Origin of the sequence: Streptococcus pseudopneumoniae (assembly GCF_001072315.1) — a bacterium.
Lineage (GTDB): Bacteria > Bacillota > Bacilli > Lactobacillales > Streptococcaceae > Streptococcus > Streptococcus pseudopneumoniae_R.
In genome coordinates, this window is sequence record NZ_JVLI01000204.1 from 1 (window position 1) to 16,058 (window position 16,058).

At 39.9% G+C, this 16,058-nt stretch carries 16 protein-coding genes; all 16 read left to right on the top strand.

Going from position 1 to position 16,058, the window contains the following annotated elements; all coding sequences use genetic code 11:
- Window positions 1–242 precede the first annotated feature (242 nt).
- Window positions 243–1,337 carry a cystathionine gamma-synthase gene (locus ADH54_RS10230; protein WP_049525048.1) on the top strand — a complete coding sequence of 365 codons (1,095 nt, stop codon included), beginning with the start codon at window positions 243–245 and terminating at the stop codon, window positions 1,335–1,337.
- 7 nt (window positions 1,338–1,344) lie between these two features.
- Window positions 1,345–2,511, top strand: a complete 1,167-nt coding sequence (locus ADH54_RS10235) for a PatB family C-S lyase (RefSeq protein ID WP_049525049.1) — start codon at window positions 1,345–1,347, stop codon at window positions 2,509–2,511.
- A gap of 92 nt (window positions 2,512–2,603) precedes the next feature.
- On the top strand, window positions 2,604–5,702 hold the full coding sequence (locus tag ADH54_RS10240) for a DEAD/DEAH box helicase (RefSeq protein WP_049525051.1): 3,099 nt from the start codon (window positions 2,604–2,606) through the stop codon (window positions 5,700–5,702).
- A 47-nt stretch (window positions 5,703–5,749) separates the two neighbouring features.
- Window positions 5,750–6,367, top strand: coding sequence for a hypothetical protein (locus tag ADH54_RS10245; protein WP_049525052.1), 618 nt, complete (start codon window positions 5,750–5,752; stop codon window positions 6,365–6,367).
- A 10-nt stretch (window positions 6,368–6,377) separates the two neighbouring features.
- Window positions 6,378–7,712 carry a UDP-N-acetylmuramate--L-alanine ligase gene (murC, locus tag ADH54_RS10250; RefSeq protein WP_049525053.1) on the top strand — a complete coding sequence of 445 codons (1,335 nt, stop codon included), beginning with the start codon at window positions 6,378–6,380 and terminating at the stop codon, window positions 7,710–7,712.
- A gap of 9 nt (window positions 7,713–7,721) precedes the next feature.
- A complete protein-coding gene (locus ADH54_RS10255) occupies window positions 7,722–8,204 on the top strand; it encodes a GNAT family N-acetyltransferase (RefSeq protein WP_049525054.1) in 483 nt (160 codons plus the stop codon).
- Window positions 8,180–8,674: a GNAT family N-acetyltransferase gene (locus tag ADH54_RS10260; protein WP_049525055.1), complete on the top strand. Its 495-nt coding sequence runs from the start codon at window positions 8,180–8,182 to the stop codon at window positions 8,672–8,674. The genes ADH54_RS10255 and ADH54_RS10260 overlap by 25 nt, the downstream gene beginning before the upstream one ends.
- 80 nt (window positions 8,675–8,754) lie before the next feature.
- Window positions 8,755–10,491 (top strand): endolytic transglycosylase MltG, encoded by a 1,737-nt coding sequence (gene mltG / locus ADH54_RS10265; protein ID WP_049525056.1) that lies wholly within the window; start codon window positions 8,755–8,757, stop codon window positions 10,489–10,491.
- 61 nt (window positions 10,492–10,552) lie between these two features.
- The gene (greA, locus tag ADH54_RS10270; RefSeq protein ID WP_000818750.1) at window positions 10,553–11,035 is read left to right on the top strand and encodes a transcription elongation factor GreA; all 483 of its coding nucleotides are present in this window, start codon (window positions 10,553–10,555) and stop codon (window positions 11,033–11,035) included.
- Between the two features lie 75 nt (window positions 11,036–11,110).
- Entirely contained in the window at window positions 11,111–12,475 is a 1,365-nt protein-coding gene (locus ADH54_RS10275; protein WP_049525057.1) for an amino acid permease, read from the top strand.
- 100 nt (window positions 12,476–12,575) lie between these two features.
- Window positions 12,576–12,986 carry a GNAT family N-acetyltransferase gene (locus ADH54_RS10280; RefSeq protein ID WP_080980860.1) on the top strand — a complete coding sequence of 137 codons (411 nt, stop codon included), beginning with the start codon at window positions 12,576–12,578 and terminating at the stop codon, window positions 12,984–12,986.
- Between the two features lie 45 nt (window positions 12,987–13,031).
- The gene (locus ADH54_RS12270) at window positions 13,032–13,190 is read left to right on the top strand and encodes a hypothetical protein (RefSeq protein ID WP_080980861.1); all 159 of its coding nucleotides are present in this window, start codon (window positions 13,032–13,034) and stop codon (window positions 13,188–13,190) included.
- Between the two features lie 180 nt (window positions 13,191–13,370).
- A complete protein-coding gene (locus ADH54_RS10285; protein WP_080980862.1) occupies window positions 13,371–14,216 on the top strand; it encodes an ABC transporter ATP-binding protein in 846 nt (281 codons plus the stop codon).
- Between the two features lie 15 nt (window positions 14,217–14,231).
- A complete protein-coding gene (locus ADH54_RS10290; RefSeq protein WP_049525059.1) occupies window positions 14,232–14,960 on the top strand; it encodes an ABC transporter permease in 729 nt (242 codons plus the stop codon).
- Between the two features lie 380 nt (window positions 14,961–15,340).
- The gene (locus ADH54_RS10295) at window positions 15,341–15,550 is read left to right on the top strand and encodes a helix-turn-helix transcriptional regulator (RefSeq protein ID WP_049525060.1); all 210 of its coding nucleotides are present in this window, start codon (window positions 15,341–15,343) and stop codon (window positions 15,548–15,550) included.
- A complete protein-coding gene (locus tag ADH54_RS10300; RefSeq protein WP_049525061.1) occupies window positions 15,540–16,028 on the top strand; it encodes a DUF6773 family protein in 489 nt (162 codons plus the stop codon). The genes ADH54_RS10295 and ADH54_RS10300 overlap by 11 nt, the downstream gene beginning before the upstream one ends.
- Window positions 16,029–16,058 lie beyond the last annotated feature (30 nt).

A 16,058-nucleotide genomic window follows, 5' to 3' on the forward strand; every position in this document is an offset into this window, starting at 1 on the left:
AACACGGTTTTGAGGTTGTGGATAGAACTGACGAAGTCAGCTCAAAACACGGTTTTGAGGTTGCAGATAGAACTAACGAAGTCAGTAACATATACCTACTGTAAGGCGACGCTGACGTGGTTTGAAGAGATTTTCGAAGAGTATAAGTCTATAGTTTGAAACTATAACTAGCTCTTGAAAAGAAGAAAACGAGTTGATGAAAATAAGTGGTACAATAGTTACTATAGATTTGGAGGAATTGTATGAGCAAGGAATTACACATTAACACAATTTTGGCCCAGGCGGGTATTAAGTCAGATGAAGCGACGGGAGCTTTGGTGACACCGCTTCATTTTTCGACGACTTATCAGCACCCAGAGTTTGGTCAGTCTACTGGATTTGACTATACACGCACTAAAAATCCAACTCGTAGTAAGGCGGAAGAAGTCTTGGCGGCTATTGAGTCCGCAGACTATGCCCTAGCGACTAGCTCAGGGATGTCAGCTATTGTACTGGCCTTTAGTGTCTTTCCAGTAGGAAGTAAGGTCTTGGCTGTCCGTGACCTTTACGGTGGTTCTTTCCGCTGGTTCAATCAAGTGGAGCAGGAAGGCCGTTTCCATTTTACCTATGCCAATACAGAAGAAGAGTTGCTTGCCGAGTTGGAGAAGGACGTGGATGTTCTCTATATCGAAACTCCAACCAACCCTTTGATGTTGGAATTTGATATCGAAAAACTAGCAAAATTGGCTCATGCTAAGGGTGCCAAAGTGGTGGTGGACAATACCTTCTACAGCCCTATCTACCAACGTCCGATTGAAGATGGAGCGGATATGGTTCTCCATTCAGCAACCAAGTATCTAGCAGGCCACAATGATGTCTTGGCTGGAGTGGTTGTGACCAATAGCTTAGAACTATACGAGAAGCTTTTCTACAATCTCAATACGACAGGGGCAGTCTTGTCACCATTTGACAGTTATCAATTGATTCGCGGTCTCAAGACCTTGTCTCTTCGTATGGAGCGCTCAACAGCCAACGCCCAAGAAGTGGTTGCCTTTTTGAAGGATTCTCCAGCAGTTAAGGAAGTTCTCTACACTGGTCGTGGGGGCATGATTTCCTTTAAAGTAGCCGATGAAACACGCATTCCTCACATTTTAAACAGCCTCAAGGTCTTCTCTTTTGCGGAAAGTTTAGGTGGGGTGGAAAGTCTCATTACTTATCCAACGACGCAAACTCACGCTGATATTCCAGCAGAAGTGCGCCATTCTTATGGTTTGACAGATGACCTCTTGCGTTTGTCGATTGGGATTGAGGATGCTAGAGATTTGATTGCAGATTTGCGCCAAGCTTTGGAAGGATAAGACAAAGATGGGAAAATATGATTTTACAAGCCTGCCCAATCGTTTAGGGCACCATACCTATAAATGGAAAGAGGCAGAAACGGATAGTGAAGTCCTACCAGCTTGGATAGCGGATATGGACTTTGTAGTCTTGCCTGAAATCCGCCAAGCCGTGCAGACTTACGCTGATCAACTGGTTTATGGCTATACCTATGCCAGTGAAGAGTTAATTAAGGAAGTTCAAAAGTGGGAAGCCACACAACACGGCTACCACTTTGACAAAGAGTCTCTTGTCTTTATCGAGGGTGTGGTACCAGCCATCTCAACAGCTATTCAAGCCTTTACAAAAGAAGGCGAGGCGGTTTTAATTAACACGCCTGTCTACCCACCCTTTGCTCGCAGTGTCAAGTTGAATAATCGTAGATTGATTACTAATTCCTTAGTGGAAAAGGATGGTCTGTTTGAGATTGACTTTGATCAAATTGAAAAGGATTTGGTGGATGAGGAGGTCAAACTCTATATTCTTTGCAACCCTCACAATCCTGGTGGACGTGTTTGGGAAAAAGAAGTGTTAGAGAAGATTGGTCAACTCTGCCAAAAACACGGTGTTTTCTTGGTTTCAGATGAGATTCACCAAGATTTGGCCCTCTTTGGTCACAAACACCAGTCTTTCAATACTGTCAACCCTGACTTTAAAGAATTTGCTATCGTCTTGACCAGTGCCACTAAAACATTTAATATTGCTGGGACAAAAAATTCCTATGCAGTCATTGAAAATCCTAAGTTGAGACTGGCTTACCAGAAACGCCAGTTGGCCAATAACCAGCATGAAATTTCAGGTTTGGGTTATTTGGCGACAGAAGCTGCCTATCGCTATGGGAAGGATTGGTTAGAGGAACTCAAGCAAGTCTTTGAAGACCACATCAATTATGTGGTGGATCTATTTAGAAAAGAAACCAACATCAAGGTCATGAAACCGCAAGGAACCTACTTGATTTGGCTTGATTTTTCAGCCTATGACCTGACTGATGAAACATTGCAAGAGCTGTTGAGAAATGAAGCCAAGGTTATCCTCAACCGTGGTTTGGATTTTGGAGAGGAAGGAAGTCTCCATGCCCGCCTTAATGTAGCCATGCCTAACTCTCTGTTGCAAGAAGTTTGTCAGCGTATCGTTACCACTTTTTCCAAACTTTAAAAATCCAGCCTTCTAGGAGAAAAGTCTTCCTAGAAGGCTATTTTCATAGGGGAAAATATGGTATAATAAAAAGATAAGGTAAAGGTAAAAATATGGCTAAATTGATTCCGGGGAAAGTCCGTATCGAAGGCGTTGCCCTTTATGAAACTGGTAAGGTTGACATCATCAAGGAAAAGAACAATCGGCTCTACGCTCGCGTCGCAGAAGAAGAACTGCGCTATAGTTTAGAGGATGATTTAGTTTTTTGTGCCTGTGATTTTTTCCAAAAGAGGGGCTACTGTGTGCATTTGGCTGCGCTAGAGCATTTTTTGAAAAATGATGAGCGTGGTCAGGAAATCTTGCAGAATCTGGAAGAAGGTCATGAAGAAAAAGAGGCCGTTGAAACCAAGGTGACCTTGGGTGGCAAATTTTTAGAACGAATCTTATCTCCAAAATCAGACCGCTCCTATGAGTTGTCGGCAGTGGGGCAGGTGGAAGCAGGAACCAATCATATCTTGTGGACGCTGAGAATTGGACAAATCAATAGCCAAAAATACTACGTCATTCGGGATATTCCACTCTTTTTAAGGATTGTCGAGCAGAGAAAGTCTTATATGATTGGCAAGATTTATGAGGAATCTCTGTCTTGGGAAGCCTTTAATGAGGAAAGTCAAGAACTTTTGACTTTCTTGCGGGGACTAGTGGAGGAAGGACAGGCTTCAGACCTTTTTTTCCAAAACCAGGGTCGGCATCTCTTTTTTCCTCTGACCTTTTTTGAGCAGGGTGTGAATTTACTGATGACCTTGCCTCATTTTCAGTTTGATCACCAAGTGGATAGCTACCAGACTCTGCTTTTTCAGGATTTGCATGCGGATGCCAATCTATTTGCCTTTACAGTAACAGCATACTCGGATTATTTTGAAATGGAAATCAGTGAGAGTCCAAGGGTCAATGTCTTTTATCAGGGAGCTGTGCTTTTCCATAAAGGACAGATTTATTTTCTAACAGACCAGCAGATGCGCCTTCTCAAGGAAATCAAAGCGCTGCCTTTGGATCAACATGGAAAGAAATACCTGCAATTTGATAACAGTGATAGAGATAAATTGGCTTTTTGTTTAACTCTTTTTAGCCAGATGGGGACCGTTTCAGCTCCAGAACGTCTACAAATCAAAACTTTTGAACCCTCTTTTTATTTTGATAGGGAAGAGGATAATCGGATTCGTTTAGAAATTCAGTTTGATTATGGAGATAAGCAGGTATCTAGCCGACAAGAGCTAGAAGAATTACCATTTTCGAGTGATGCTGACTTAGAAGAAAGAGTTTTCCAAGTCGGTTTGGCAGCTGGATTTGAAGCAGACTTTCAATCTTGGCGTCAGGCCTTAAAAGCAGAGTCTGTCTATCATTTCTTTCACGAAATCATTCCAGTCTTTGAAAAACTCGGGAATGTTGATTTATCAGACAAGTTAGAAGAACTCTATAACCTAGCAAGCCCTCAAGTGCAGATTGCTTCTAAGGGAGGCCTCTTGGAAATCCAATTTGATTTTCAAGATATTGCCCAAGAGGAAATTGACCAAGCCATGCAGGCCTTGGTTGCCAACAAGGATTTTTATATTGATTCGTCTAATCAAGTCTACTTTTTTGATGAAGAAACCAAGAAAATTCGCCAAAATCTACAGGAACTGGGGAAATTTGAGTTAAAAGATGGCTCCTTACAGGCTCGAAAATCCTTGGCCTACAGTTTAGCTCATCTTTTTGAAGGGCGAGACCGTGTTTCTTTTTCACAAGAATTCCAGAATCTGGCCCAGGATTTGACGCATCCAGAGGACTTTCCTCGACAAGCAACTCAGGTCCAGGCTGATTTGCGAGATTATCAGGAAAAGGGAATCGGCTGGCTGCAAATGCTCCATCATTATGGTTTTGGTGGGATTTTGGCTGATGATATGGGATTGGGTAAAACCCTGCAGACCATTGCTTTTTTGACCAGTCAAGTGACAAAAGAAAGTCGGGTTTTGATTTTAGCTCCGTCAGGTTTAATCTACAACTGGGCAGATGAATTTCAGAAGTTTGCCCCACAGTTGGATGTAGCTGTTGTTCATGGCTTGAAAGCTAGTCGTGAAGAGATTCTTGCTGAAAGCCATCAAATCTATGTGACGAGTTATGCTACCTTCCGTCAGGACAGTGAGCTTTATCAGGGGATGTCCTTTGACTTTCTTTTCTTAGATGAAGCTCAGGTTATGAAAAATGCCCAAACCAAGATTGCTCAGACCTTGAGACAATTTGTGGTGCCGTCGGTCTTTGCCTTGTCAGGAACTCCTATTGAAAACCATCTGGGTGAGCTGTGGTCTATTTTCCAAATCGTCATGCCAGGACTCTTGCCAAGCAAGAAAGAATTTATGAAATTGCCAGCAGAGCGAGTGGCTCAGTTCATCAAGCCTTTTGTTATGAGGCGCAAGAAAGAAGAAGTTCTGACCGAATTACCAGACTTAATCGAAGTGGTTTATAAAAATGAACTGGAAGATCAGCAAAAGGCTATTTACCTAGCCCAGTTGCAACAGATGAGAGATAGATTGGCTCAAGTGTCAGATCAGGAATTTCAGCGAAGTCGTGTGGAAATCTTGTCTGGTTTGATGCGCTTGCGCCAAATCTGTGACACTCCTGCCCTCTTTATGGAAGATTATCAGGGAGCCAGTGGCAAACTGGATAGTCTCCGTGACCTGCTGGTACAGGTGGCAGACGGCGGACACCGTGTCTTGATTTTCTCGCAGTTCAAGGGAATGTTGGAGAAAATTGAACAAGAATTGCCAGACTTGGGCTTGACTTCCTTTAAAATTACGGGTTCAACCCCAGCAAAGGAAAGACAAGACATGACCAAAGCCTTTAACCAAGGGGAAAGAGATGCCTTTCTGATTTCCCTCAAGGCTGGTGGTGTCGGACTGAACCTGACAGGTGCTGATACGGTTATCTTGGTTGACCTTTGGTGGAATCCTGCAGTGGAAGCGCAAGCTATTGGCCGTGCCCATCGGATGGGACAAGAAGAAACGGTTGAGGTCTATCGCTTGGTAACCCAGGGAACCATTGAAGAAAAAATCCAGGAACTCCAAGAACAAAAGAAACATCTGGTGTCGCAAGTATTGGATGGCACAGAGTCACGTGGCAGTCTCACCCTAGCAGAAATTAGAGAAATTTTGGGAATTTCTGAAGCCAGCACTTGAAAAATCAAGACAATACGCTATAATGAAGTGTTGAAAGGAAATAGAAAATGAAACAAGAACGATTTCCATTGGTGTCAGATGACGAGGTCATGTTGACTGAAATGCCAGTCATGAACTTGTACGATGAGTCTGATCTGATCAGTAATATCAAGGGTGAGTATCGAGATAAAAATTATTTAGAATGGGCTCCTATTACTGAAGAGGTGCCAGTAAAACCGATTGAAAAGCAAGTAGAGAAACCTAAAAAGGCTCCTTTAGGAGTTAAAAAAGAAGGAAAGAGCTATGCAGAGGTGGCGCGTGAAGAAGCGCGTGCAGATTTGAAAAAGAAACGCTCTGCTAACTATCTAACTCAGGATTTCAGCCGTGCGAGACGTCATTCTAAATCAGGCCTTCTTAGACAGGGCAACCAACCGACAGCTCCTTTCCAAAAGGAAAATCCTGGTGAATTTGTCAAATATAGCCAAAAATTGACCCAGTCTCATTATATCTTGGCAGAAGAAGTTCATTCTATCCCTACCAAGAATGAAGAAGTGTCAGTACCTGCTCCAAAGAAAAACAACTATGATTTTCTGAAAAAGAGCCAAATCTACAATAAAAAAAGTAAACAAACAGAACAAGAACGTCGGGTTGCCCAAGAATTGAATCTGACAAGAATTACAGAATAGGGGAGAAAACATGCCAAAGACATATCATTTTATCGGAATTAAGGGATCAGGGATGAGTGCCTTGGCCTTGATGTTGCACCAAATGGGGCATAAGGTACAGGGATCAGATGTTGAAAAGTACTACTTTACTCAACGTGGTCTTGAGCAGGCAGGCATTACCATTCTTCCTTTTGATGAAAAGAACCTAGACGGTGATATGGAAATTATCGCTGGAAATGCCTTTCGTCCAGATAACAACGTCGAAATTGCCTATGCGGACCAAAATGGTATCAGCTACAAACGTTATCATGAGTTTCTAGGTAGCTTTATGCGTGATTTTGTTAGCATGGGAGTAGCTGGAGCGCATGGAAAAACTTCAACGACAGGTATGTTGTCTCATGTCTTGTCTCACATCACAGACACTAGCTTCTTGATTGGGGATGGGACCGGTCGTGGTTCGGCCAATGCCAAATATTTTGTCTTTGAATCTGACGAATATGAGCGCCACTTTATGCCTTATCACCCAGAATACTCTATTATTACCAACATTGACTTTGACCATCCAGACTATTTCACAAGTCTCGAGGATGTTTTCAATGCCTTTAACGACTATGCTAAACAAATTACCAAGGGTCTTTTTGTCTATGGTGAAGATGCAGAATTGCGTAAAATTACGTCTGATGCACCAATTTATTATTATGGCTTTGAAGCAGAAGGTAATGACTTTGTAGCTAGTGAGCTTCTTCGTTCTACAACTGGTTCAACCTTCACAGTTCATTTCCGTGGACAAGAATTAGGTCAATTCCACATCCCAACCTTTGGTCGTCACAATATCATGAATGCGACAGCCGTTATTGGTCTTCTTTACACAGCAGGATTTGATTTGAACTTGGTGCGTGAGCACTTGAAAACATTTGCCGGTGTTAAGCGTCGTTTCACTGAGAAAATTGTCAATGATACAGTGATTATCGATGACTTTGCCCACCATCCAACAGAAATTATTGCGACCTTGGATGCGGCTCGTCAAAAATACCCAAGCAAGGAAATCGTAGCAATCTTCCAACCGCATACCTTTACAAGAACCATTGCCTTGTTGGACGACTTTGCTCACGCTTTGAACCAAGCGGATGCTGTTTACCTAGCGCAAATCTATGGATCTGCTCGTGAAGTAGACCATGGAGATGTCAAGGTAGAAGACCTAGCCAAAAAAATCAACAAAAAACACCAAGTGATCACTGTTGAAAATGTTTCTCCCCTCCTAGACCACGATAATGCTGTCTATGTCTTTATGGGAGCAGGAGACATTCAAACCTATGAATACTCATTTGAGCGTCTCTTGTCTAACTTGACAAGCAATGTTCAATAGGATGTTCCCATGGAAATTCCAATTAAGATCATTCAGGCAAGTAAGTCTGATTTGGCTGAGATAGAGGCGATTCAAACTTCGTCTTTTCCAGCTGAAAAGCAGCAACCTTCCCATATTTTAGAAGAAAGTATCCGTAAGTGTGCGGATACCTTTCTTCTAGCTAGGGATGAAAATCAACTTTTAGGTTATATTCTATCAAGGCCTCAGTCAGACAATCCGCAATGTCTAAAAATACATTCGTTAGTCATCGAGTCTGACCATCAGAGACAGGGCTTGGGAACACTTCTTCTTGCAGCCTTGAAAGAGGTGGCAGTTGAGCTGGATTACAAAGGGCTTCGTTTGGAGAGTCCTGATGAGCTGCTTTCCTATTTTGAAATGAACGGTTTTATTGATGAAGAAACTTCGCTTTATGCAACTAGCCAGGGTTTTAGTATGATTTGGTTTAATCCCTTTTATCTGGAGGCACAATGGAAATTAGGAAAGCAAGATTAGAAGATTTGGATCGGATTGTTGAGATTGAACTAGAAAATTTCTCGATTGAAGAAGCCATTCCTCGCTCTGTTTTTGAGGCACATTTGCGAGAAATTCAGACCTCTTTTCTGGTTGCGGAAAAAGAAGGTAGAATCATGGGTTATATCGAAGGGCCAGTTGCCCCTCACCGCTATCTGCAAGACCAGTCTTTTACAGAAGACATAAAAGACTATAGTCATGAGACTGGTGGCTATATCTCTGTGACCTGTCTCTCTATTGCCAAGGAAGCACAGGGACTCGGACTGGGTCAGAAATTGCTGACAGCCCTGAAAGAAGTTGCTCTTGAGGATAAGAGAGAAGGCATTAACCTAACCTGTCATGACTATCTCATCGCCTACTATGAAAAACATGGATTTGTCAATGAAGGCTTGTCCCAGTCAATCTTTGCGGGGGAAACTTGGTATGATATGGTCTGGCAAGCTAAAAAATAGGCAAGACAAGGCATCATAGGTTGCTTTTCCTAGACTTTTAAGATATAATATTATGGATTGTCAACGAGGAGGAAAAACTTTTGAGTGAAAAGTCAAGAGAAGAAGAAAAATTAAGCTTTAAAGAGCAGATTTTACGAGATTTAGAACGAGTTAAAAAACATGAAGAAGGTCAGGAGGAAGTTAATTTAGCTTCAATAAAACCCCAACTTTCTTCTAAAAATGACCAGTCGATAGAAGAGCTAATGGAAGATTCTCTATCAGCTGTAGAGGAGATTATGAGAAAAGCTCCTACCGTGCCTACTCACCCAAGCCAAGATTTACCGGCTTCTCCATCAGATGAGATAAAAAGAGAAACTCTTACTGTTCCAAGCCATCCAAGTCAAGATGTGCCTTCTTCTCCCGCAGAAGAGGCTGTAAGACAAGCTCCACTTGCTCCTAGTCATCCGAGTCAAGAAGGACCTTCTACTCCAGCGGAAGAAAGTGGATCAAGACCAAGTCCTGTTAGACCTAAGAAATTTGAAAGAGAATACAATGAAATCCCAACAAGGGTAGCTGTTTCTTATAAGACAGAAGCTCAGAGAGAGGTAAAAAGAGAAGTTCCTACTTCAAAACCAGTAGTGGAAAAGAAAGCTGTAGAAGAAATGCCTGCAACTCCACGTCGTAGCCGTCGTGAGACAGTTCAGCCTACTAAGAAGAAAAAATCAGGATTTAAGGCCTTCTTCATTTCTCTACTTATTTTCTTAGGTTTGATTTCAGCAGGTGCTTACTTCGGTTATCAGTATGTTCAGTCATCTTTACAGCCTGTTGATGCTGATTCTAAGCAATATGTAACGGTTCAAATCCCAGAAGGCTCTAATGTTCAAGAAATCGGTAAGACACTTGAAGATGCCGGCTTGATTAAACACGGTCTGATTTTTAGCTTTTATGCCAAGTATAAAAATTATACCGACTTGAAATCAGGTTACTATAATTTGCAAAAGAGCATGAGTACAGAAGATATCATCCACGAACTACAAAAAGGTGGAACAGCTGAAGCTCAAGAACCTGTCCTTGCGACTTTGACAATTCCAGAAGGTTATACGATTGATCAAATGGCACAAGCTGTAGGTCAATTGCAAGGTGACTTCAAAGAGCCTTTGACAGCGGATGCTTTCCTAGCAAAAGTTCAAGATGATAGCTTTATCAGTCAAGAAGTTGCCAAATATCCGAGTCTACTTGAAAGCTTGCCTACAAAGGAAAGTGGGGCTCGTTACCGTTTGGAAGGTTTCCTCTTCCCAGCTACTTACTCTATCAAGGAAAGCACAACTGTTGAAAGCTTGATTGATGAGATGTTGGCAGCTATGGACAAGACTTTGGCACCTCATTACAGTACGATTAAGTCTAAGAATTTGACGGTCAATGAATTGCTGACCATTGCTTCACTTGTCGAAAAAGAAGGAGCTAAGACGGAAGACCGTAAGTTGATTGCAGGTGTATTCTACAATCGCTTGAATCTTGGTATGCCACTTCAAAGCAATATTGCCATCTTGTATGCCCAAGGCAAACTTGGTCAGAAGATTAGTCTTGCCGACGATGCTGGAATCGATACATCGATTAATTCACCATACAATGTTTATACAAATCTAGGCCTCATGCCTGGTCCAGTAGATAGTCCAAGCTTGGATGCTATCGAGTCAAGTATCAATCAGACTAAGAGTGAGAACCTTTACTTTGTTGCAGATGTGACAGATGGTAAGGTCTACTATGCTAGCAATAAAGAAGAACATGATCGTAATGTCGCTGAACATGTCAACAGCAAATTAAACCAAACAAACTAAAATTATGTGATGCTTCACATAATTTTAGTTAGAAAATATCATCAGAAGAAAGTTGAGAAAAATGGCAGAAAAAACATATCCTATGACCCTTGCGGAAAAGGAAAAACTTGAAAAAGAATTAGAAGAATTGAAATTGGTCCGCCGTCCAGAAGTGGTAGAACGCATTAAGATTGCTCGTTCATACGGTGACCTTTCTGAAAACAGTGAGTACGAAGCAGCTAAGGATGAACAAGCTTTTGTCGAAGGACAAATCTCTAGCTTGGAAACAAAAATCCGTTATGCTGAAATCGTCAATAGCGACTCAGTTGCTCAAGATGAAGTAGCGATTGGTAAAACAGTCACTATCCAAGAAATTGGTGAAGACGAAGAAGAAGTTTATATTATCGTAGGTTCAGCTGGTGCAGATGCTTTTGCAGGTAAGGTTTCAAATGAAAGTCCAATTGGACAAGCTTTGATTGGTAAGAAAACAGGTGATACAGCAACTATTGAAACACCTGTTGGTAGCTATGATGTAAAAATCTTAAAGGTTGAAAAAACAGCCTAAAAACAGAAAAAAGGAGTGGGGAGGCAATGCGCTTCACTCACTCCTTTTTCCATTTTAAATTGAATTGGAGACTATATGAGTTCAAAGAAGAAAAAAAATAAGATGGAGCGTGGTTTAACTAATCGTCACGTGCAAGTTATGGCCATCGCCGGAACAATCGGAACAGGACTCTTTTTGGGAGCAGGTCGCTCTATTAGCTTAACAGGTCCTTCCATTGTACTGATTTATATGATTACTGGTGCTTTCATGTTCCTCATGATGCGTGCGGTTGGGGAAATGCTCTACCAAGACCCTGAGCAACATACCTTTATCAACTTTATCACGCGCCATTTGGGTAAGGGCTGGGGCTATTTCTCAGTCTGGTCTTACTGGCTATCCGTTGTCTTTATCGGTATGGCGGAAATAACTGCTATCTCTCACTATGTTCAGTTTTGGTTCCCTAGCTGGCCAAGCTGGATGATTGAGATTGGATTTTTGACCATTCTAGCCTTGGTCAATTTGATTGCGGTGAAGCTCTTTGGGGAAGTTGAGTTTTGGTTTGCTATGGTCAAGATTGTGGCTATTTTAGCCATGATTGCAACAGGAGCCTTTATGGTCTTGACAGGCTTTAAAACACCTCATGGAGTAGCAAGTTTAGCTAATATTGCCGACAATTTCTCCCTCTTCCCTAACGGTGGAGTGAACTTTGTCATGGCCTTCCAGATGGTGTTCTTTGCTTACCTCATGATTGAGTTTATCGGGGTAACAACTTCTGAAACCAAAAATCCACGTCAGGTCTTGCCAAAAGCTGTTAAGGAAATTCCTTTGCGTATCGCATTTTTCTATGGAGGTGCCCTCTTAGCCATCATGGCTATCATTCCATGGCGTGAACTTGCATCGGCTGATTCTCCCTTTGTTACAGTATTTGAGTTAGCCGGTATCAAGTGGGCGGCAGCCTTGATTAACTTCGTCGTTTTGACATCAGCGGCATCTGCTCTTAACTCAACTCTCTACTCAACAGGTCGTCATTTGTATCAGATTGCCCATGATTCGCCAAATCCATTCTTAAAAGCTATCAAGGCAGATACTCTTTCTCGCCATAACGTGCCACAAAATGCTATCATTGCTTCAGCAATCTTGATTGCCTTAGCAGCCTTTATTAACATCTTGCCAGGTGTTTCCGATGCCTTTGCCTTGATTACAGCATCATCATCAGGTGTCTATATCGCTATTTATATCTTGATTATGGTGGCTCACCTTAAATACCGCAAGTCACCAGACTTTATGGCGGATGGCTATCTCATGCCCCATTATCGTTTCCTAAATCCTTTAACCATGCTCTTCTTTGCCTTTGTCTTTGTAACCCTCTTTTTACAAGAGTCTACATTTGTAGGAGCAGTCGGCTCAGCTATCTGGATTATCGGTTTTGGGATTTACAGCCAGTGGAAATTTAGAAAATAGATTAAGGACTCATCAACTCAGGTTGGTGGGTTTTTGCTAGTTTGACAGTCTTTTGAAATAAGACTATAATCAAGCTGTAACAGTTTTCAAGGAGGTTTAGATGTACTTTAGATTGGAAAACAAGGAGTCTCAGAAAGCGCAAGAAATAGGGAATCTGATTCGTGCTTATAATCGTTCAAAAAGAGAAGAGGCTGAAAGTGAGCCACTTAATCTTTATGTCGAAGATGAAAAGGGTAATCTCCTGGCAGGTTTGATAGCAGAGACTTTTGGAAATTGGCTAGAAATCGAGTATTTATTTGTAAAAGAGGAACTGCGAGGGCAAGAAATCGGTTCAAAACTATTGCAGCAAGCAGAAACTGAAGCTAAGAATCGAAACTGTCGTTTTGCTTTTGTCAATACCTACCAGTTTCAAGCTCCAGATTTTTATAAAAGGCATGGCTACAAGGAAGTCTTTAGGTTACAAGACTATCCCTACATTGGGCAAAGATATTATTACCAAAAGGATTTGTAAGGTGAATATGAAAGTATAAGGCAAAGAGGGGTTCTTGACATAAGTATGAAGGGGATTCTCGATAAATACCAGTTAAATCCTACAAATTGTGTCTTTCTAGACGATATTGAGGACAATACAATCGCAGCCCCAAAATTGGGAATCAAGTCCTATCAGGTTAAGAAAAGAAGTGATGTCGTCGATATTTTGAAAAAAATTGAATAAGCAGAAAACTCTCTATCATTTAGGTGGTATAGAGTTTTTTGTTAATAAAATTTTACAAAATGACATTTATATATTGCATTAAGTTAGATATATGATATAATGTTGTTAAAAAGAGGCGCAACTTTTTAAAATTAATGAGAATCAAAGAGGAAACCAAGAATATTAATGGAGGAATAAAAAATGGAAGTTATAAATGTAAGTAAGCATTATGGTCATTCAATCATTCTCAAAGGTATAAATTTTGCACTTAACAAGGGTGAAATTGTTGGTCTAGTAGGGAGAAACGGAGTTGGCAAGAGTACATTGATGAAAATTCTTGTTCAGAATAATCAGCCGACTTCAGGGAATATTATAAGCAGTGATAATGTTGGCTATTTAATCGAAGAACCAAAATTATTTTTATCTAAAACAGGTTTTGAGAATTTAAAATATTTGTCAAATTTATATGGTGTTGACTACAATCAAGAAAGATTTGGAAGTTTGATCCAAGAGTTAGATTTGACTCAGTCTATTAATAAAAAAGTAAAGACTTATTCTTTGGGTACAAAACAAAAATTAGCTTTGCTTTTAACTCTCGTTACGGAACCTGATATATTGATTTTAGATGAACCGACTAATGGTTTAGATATTGAATCATCACAAATAGTTTTAGCGATTCTAAAAAATTTAGCTTTACATGAAAATGTGGGAATTTTAATATCGAGTCATAAATTAGAAGATATTGAAGAAATTTGTGAGAGAGTCCTTTTCTTGGAGAACGGGCTTTTGACATTCCAAAAAGTAGGAAAAGATAGCCATAATTGCTTGTTTGAGATAGCTTTTTCATCAGCTACAGATAGAGACATTTTCATTACCAAACAAGAATTTGGGGATATTGTTCAGGAAGAGGGACTGAGAATTACTATGTCTGGGAATATTCAAAGTAGTGAGCTTTTTAAATTTTTTAACGAAAACTCTATTAAAGTAGTTGATTTTGAAACTAAAAAAGAGACGCTTAAAGATATTTATCTAAATCGTTCAAAGTAAAGGAAGGTTATAATCATGAAATTAAATAAATTGAATTTTCTTAAGGAAAATATAAGAGATTTATATTCATCAGGCGTAATATATCTCGGATTGATTATCTCGTTTATACCGCCGATACTGGTTACATTCTTTATTCTAAAGACTCAAGGGACATCACTTGGTATTAAGCATATTTCAAACTTTTATGCTATGCTCGGTATGTTAATGGCTGTTATACATGCTAACCGAATTATTAGCAGGGATTTTTCCCACAATACGATCAGTTTATTTTATAATCAACAGAAAAATCGGATGATTTACGTCTTGTCTAATTTTCTATATGCCATCTCAGTTTCCATTATTTATGCTTTGAATGGTATTGTGTTACTAGTCATCGTAAGTAAATTGGGTGTTCCAGGTGCTTTAGGATTAGATTTTATAGCAGCCATTGTAGTCAATACAATTTTGTTAGTCCTATTTTATTTTCTATTATCTTACATTTTCTATTTATACAAATTGAAAAGTGGCTTAGTATTTGGTATTTTAGTAGCTTTACTACTCTTTATCCCTAATATATTAAATACGATTATGACGAATACTAGTAATGATTTGTTTATCAAAGCAATTGAACTTCTTCCTTTTTATTCCTTACCTGTATTTGTTGCTTCAAATACGATGTCTATTAGTCAGTATTTTGTGGTAATCACTACAATCATTTTATTGTATTTTTTCACTCTCAAGAAAAGCAAGGAGTATTCATTTTAGTTTCGTTTAGTATTATTTTGCAGACTTAAAATCTAGTAAAAAAATCAGTCATCTTGCTATGCTCCTGCTCTTGTTGTGTACACGTTTTTGTCTTATGCTAGACTCATTTCCAAAAGCATTATATAATAGTGATATGAAATCAACTAAATAAGAAATACAAGCAATCAAAACTCGTTTAAAAGACCTTACTAAAGTTAATGCTAAACAAAAAATCAAATAGTAAACTAGGAAGTTTATTTCAAACAATCCAACATACTGATTTTATGCTGAAGATAATATTGGAGTTCTAATTAATGAGGTTATAATAAATAGCTGACATCTTGTGTTGGTTTTGAATTTTTTAAGAGTAGATGAGTATTAAAACTATAAGGAGGACGCAGGTGGCTAAAAATTTAAAATTAAAATTAGCTCGGATAGAGCTTGATTTAACACAAGGTCAACTGGCAGAGGCTGTGGGGGTGACGCGCCAGACTATAGGCTTGATAGAAGCAGGGAAATACAATCCTAGTCTCTCCCTTTGCCAGTCTATTTGCAGATGCTTAGGAAAAACTTTAGACCAACTATTTTGGGAGGAAGAAGATGGTAAATAAATTTATTCATTATCAATTACTTGACGAAAGAGAAGAACAACTAATCAATAAAGCTGGAGCGGAATCCTTTACCCTCTTCATTGGGCTTGTGCTTCTAAGCTATTTGGTGGCTGTATTAGCTCCCTCTCTGTTTAATCCGAATTTTCTAGTCTATACTCTGATAGTAGGAATTTTCTTCTTTTTCAATCGTGCCCGTTATCTGGGAGTGACCTACTATAGTCGTTTTCATTTTACGATTTTGGGTTGTTTTTTCCTAACCTTGGCTATTACGGCTCTTTTGATGTTGCAGAATTATCAATTCAATATAGAAATTTATCAGCACAATCCTTTGAACGTTAAATACCTGTCTGCTTGGGTCATTACTTATGTCATTTATCTTCCTTGGGTTTTTATCGGTAATCTCGGTCTGAAGAGCTATGGCGAATGGGCTCAGAAAAAATTTGAGCAAGACATGGATGAACTGGAGAGTGGAGAATAGCTTGTTACTCTTTTCTCAATCCAGATAAAA

What these genes read in the sequence shown, in the direction of transcription:
- ADH54_RS10230 (WP_049525048.1), top strand. Translation starts at nt 243, where the DNA reads ATGAGCAAGGAATTACACATTAACACAATTTTGGCCCAGGCGGGTATT.
- ADH54_RS10235 (WP_049525049.1), top strand. Translation starts at nt 1,345, where the DNA reads ATGGGAAAATATGATTTTACAAGCCTGCCCAATCGTTTAGGGCACCAT.
- ADH54_RS10240 (WP_049525051.1), top strand. Translation starts at nt 2,604, where the DNA reads ATGGCTAAATTGATTCCGGGGAAAGTCCGTATCGAAGGCGTTGCCCTT.
- ADH54_RS10245 (WP_049525052.1), top strand. Translation starts at nt 5,750, where the DNA reads ATGAAACAAGAACGATTTCCATTGGTGTCAGATGACGAGGTCATGTTG.
- murC (WP_049525053.1), top strand. Translation starts at nt 6,378, where the DNA reads ATGCCAAAGACATATCATTTTATCGGAATTAAGGGATCAGGGATGAGT.
- ADH54_RS10255 (WP_049525054.1), top strand. Translation starts at nt 7,722, where the DNA reads ATGGAAATTCCAATTAAGATCATTCAGGCAAGTAAGTCTGATTTGGCT.
- ADH54_RS10260 (WP_049525055.1), top strand. Translation starts at nt 8,180, where the DNA reads ATGGAAATTAGGAAAGCAAGATTAGAAGATTTGGATCGGATTGTTGAG.
- greA (WP_000818750.1), top strand. Translation starts at nt 10,553, where the DNA reads ATGGCAGAAAAAACATATCCTATGACCCTTGCGGAAAAGGAAAAACTT.
- ADH54_RS10275 (WP_049525057.1), top strand. Translation starts at nt 11,111, where the DNA reads ATGAGTTCAAAGAAGAAAAAAAATAAGATGGAGCGTGGTTTAACTAAT.
- ADH54_RS10280 (WP_080980860.1), top strand. Translation starts at nt 12,576, where the DNA reads ATGTACTTTAGATTGGAAAACAAGGAGTCTCAGAAAGCGCAAGAAATA.
- ADH54_RS12270 (WP_080980861.1), top strand. Translation starts at nt 13,032, where the DNA reads ATGAAGGGGATTCTCGATAAATACCAGTTAAATCCTACAAATTGTGTC.
- ADH54_RS10285 (WP_080980862.1), top strand. Translation starts at nt 13,371, where the DNA reads ATGGAAGTTATAAATGTAAGTAAGCATTATGGTCATTCAATCATTCTC.
- ADH54_RS10290 (WP_049525059.1), top strand. Translation starts at nt 14,232, where the DNA reads ATGAAATTAAATAAATTGAATTTTCTTAAGGAAAATATAAGAGATTTA.
- ADH54_RS10300 (WP_049525061.1), top strand. Translation starts at nt 15,540, where the DNA reads ATGGTAAATAAATTTATTCATTATCAATTACTTGACGAAAGAGAAGAA.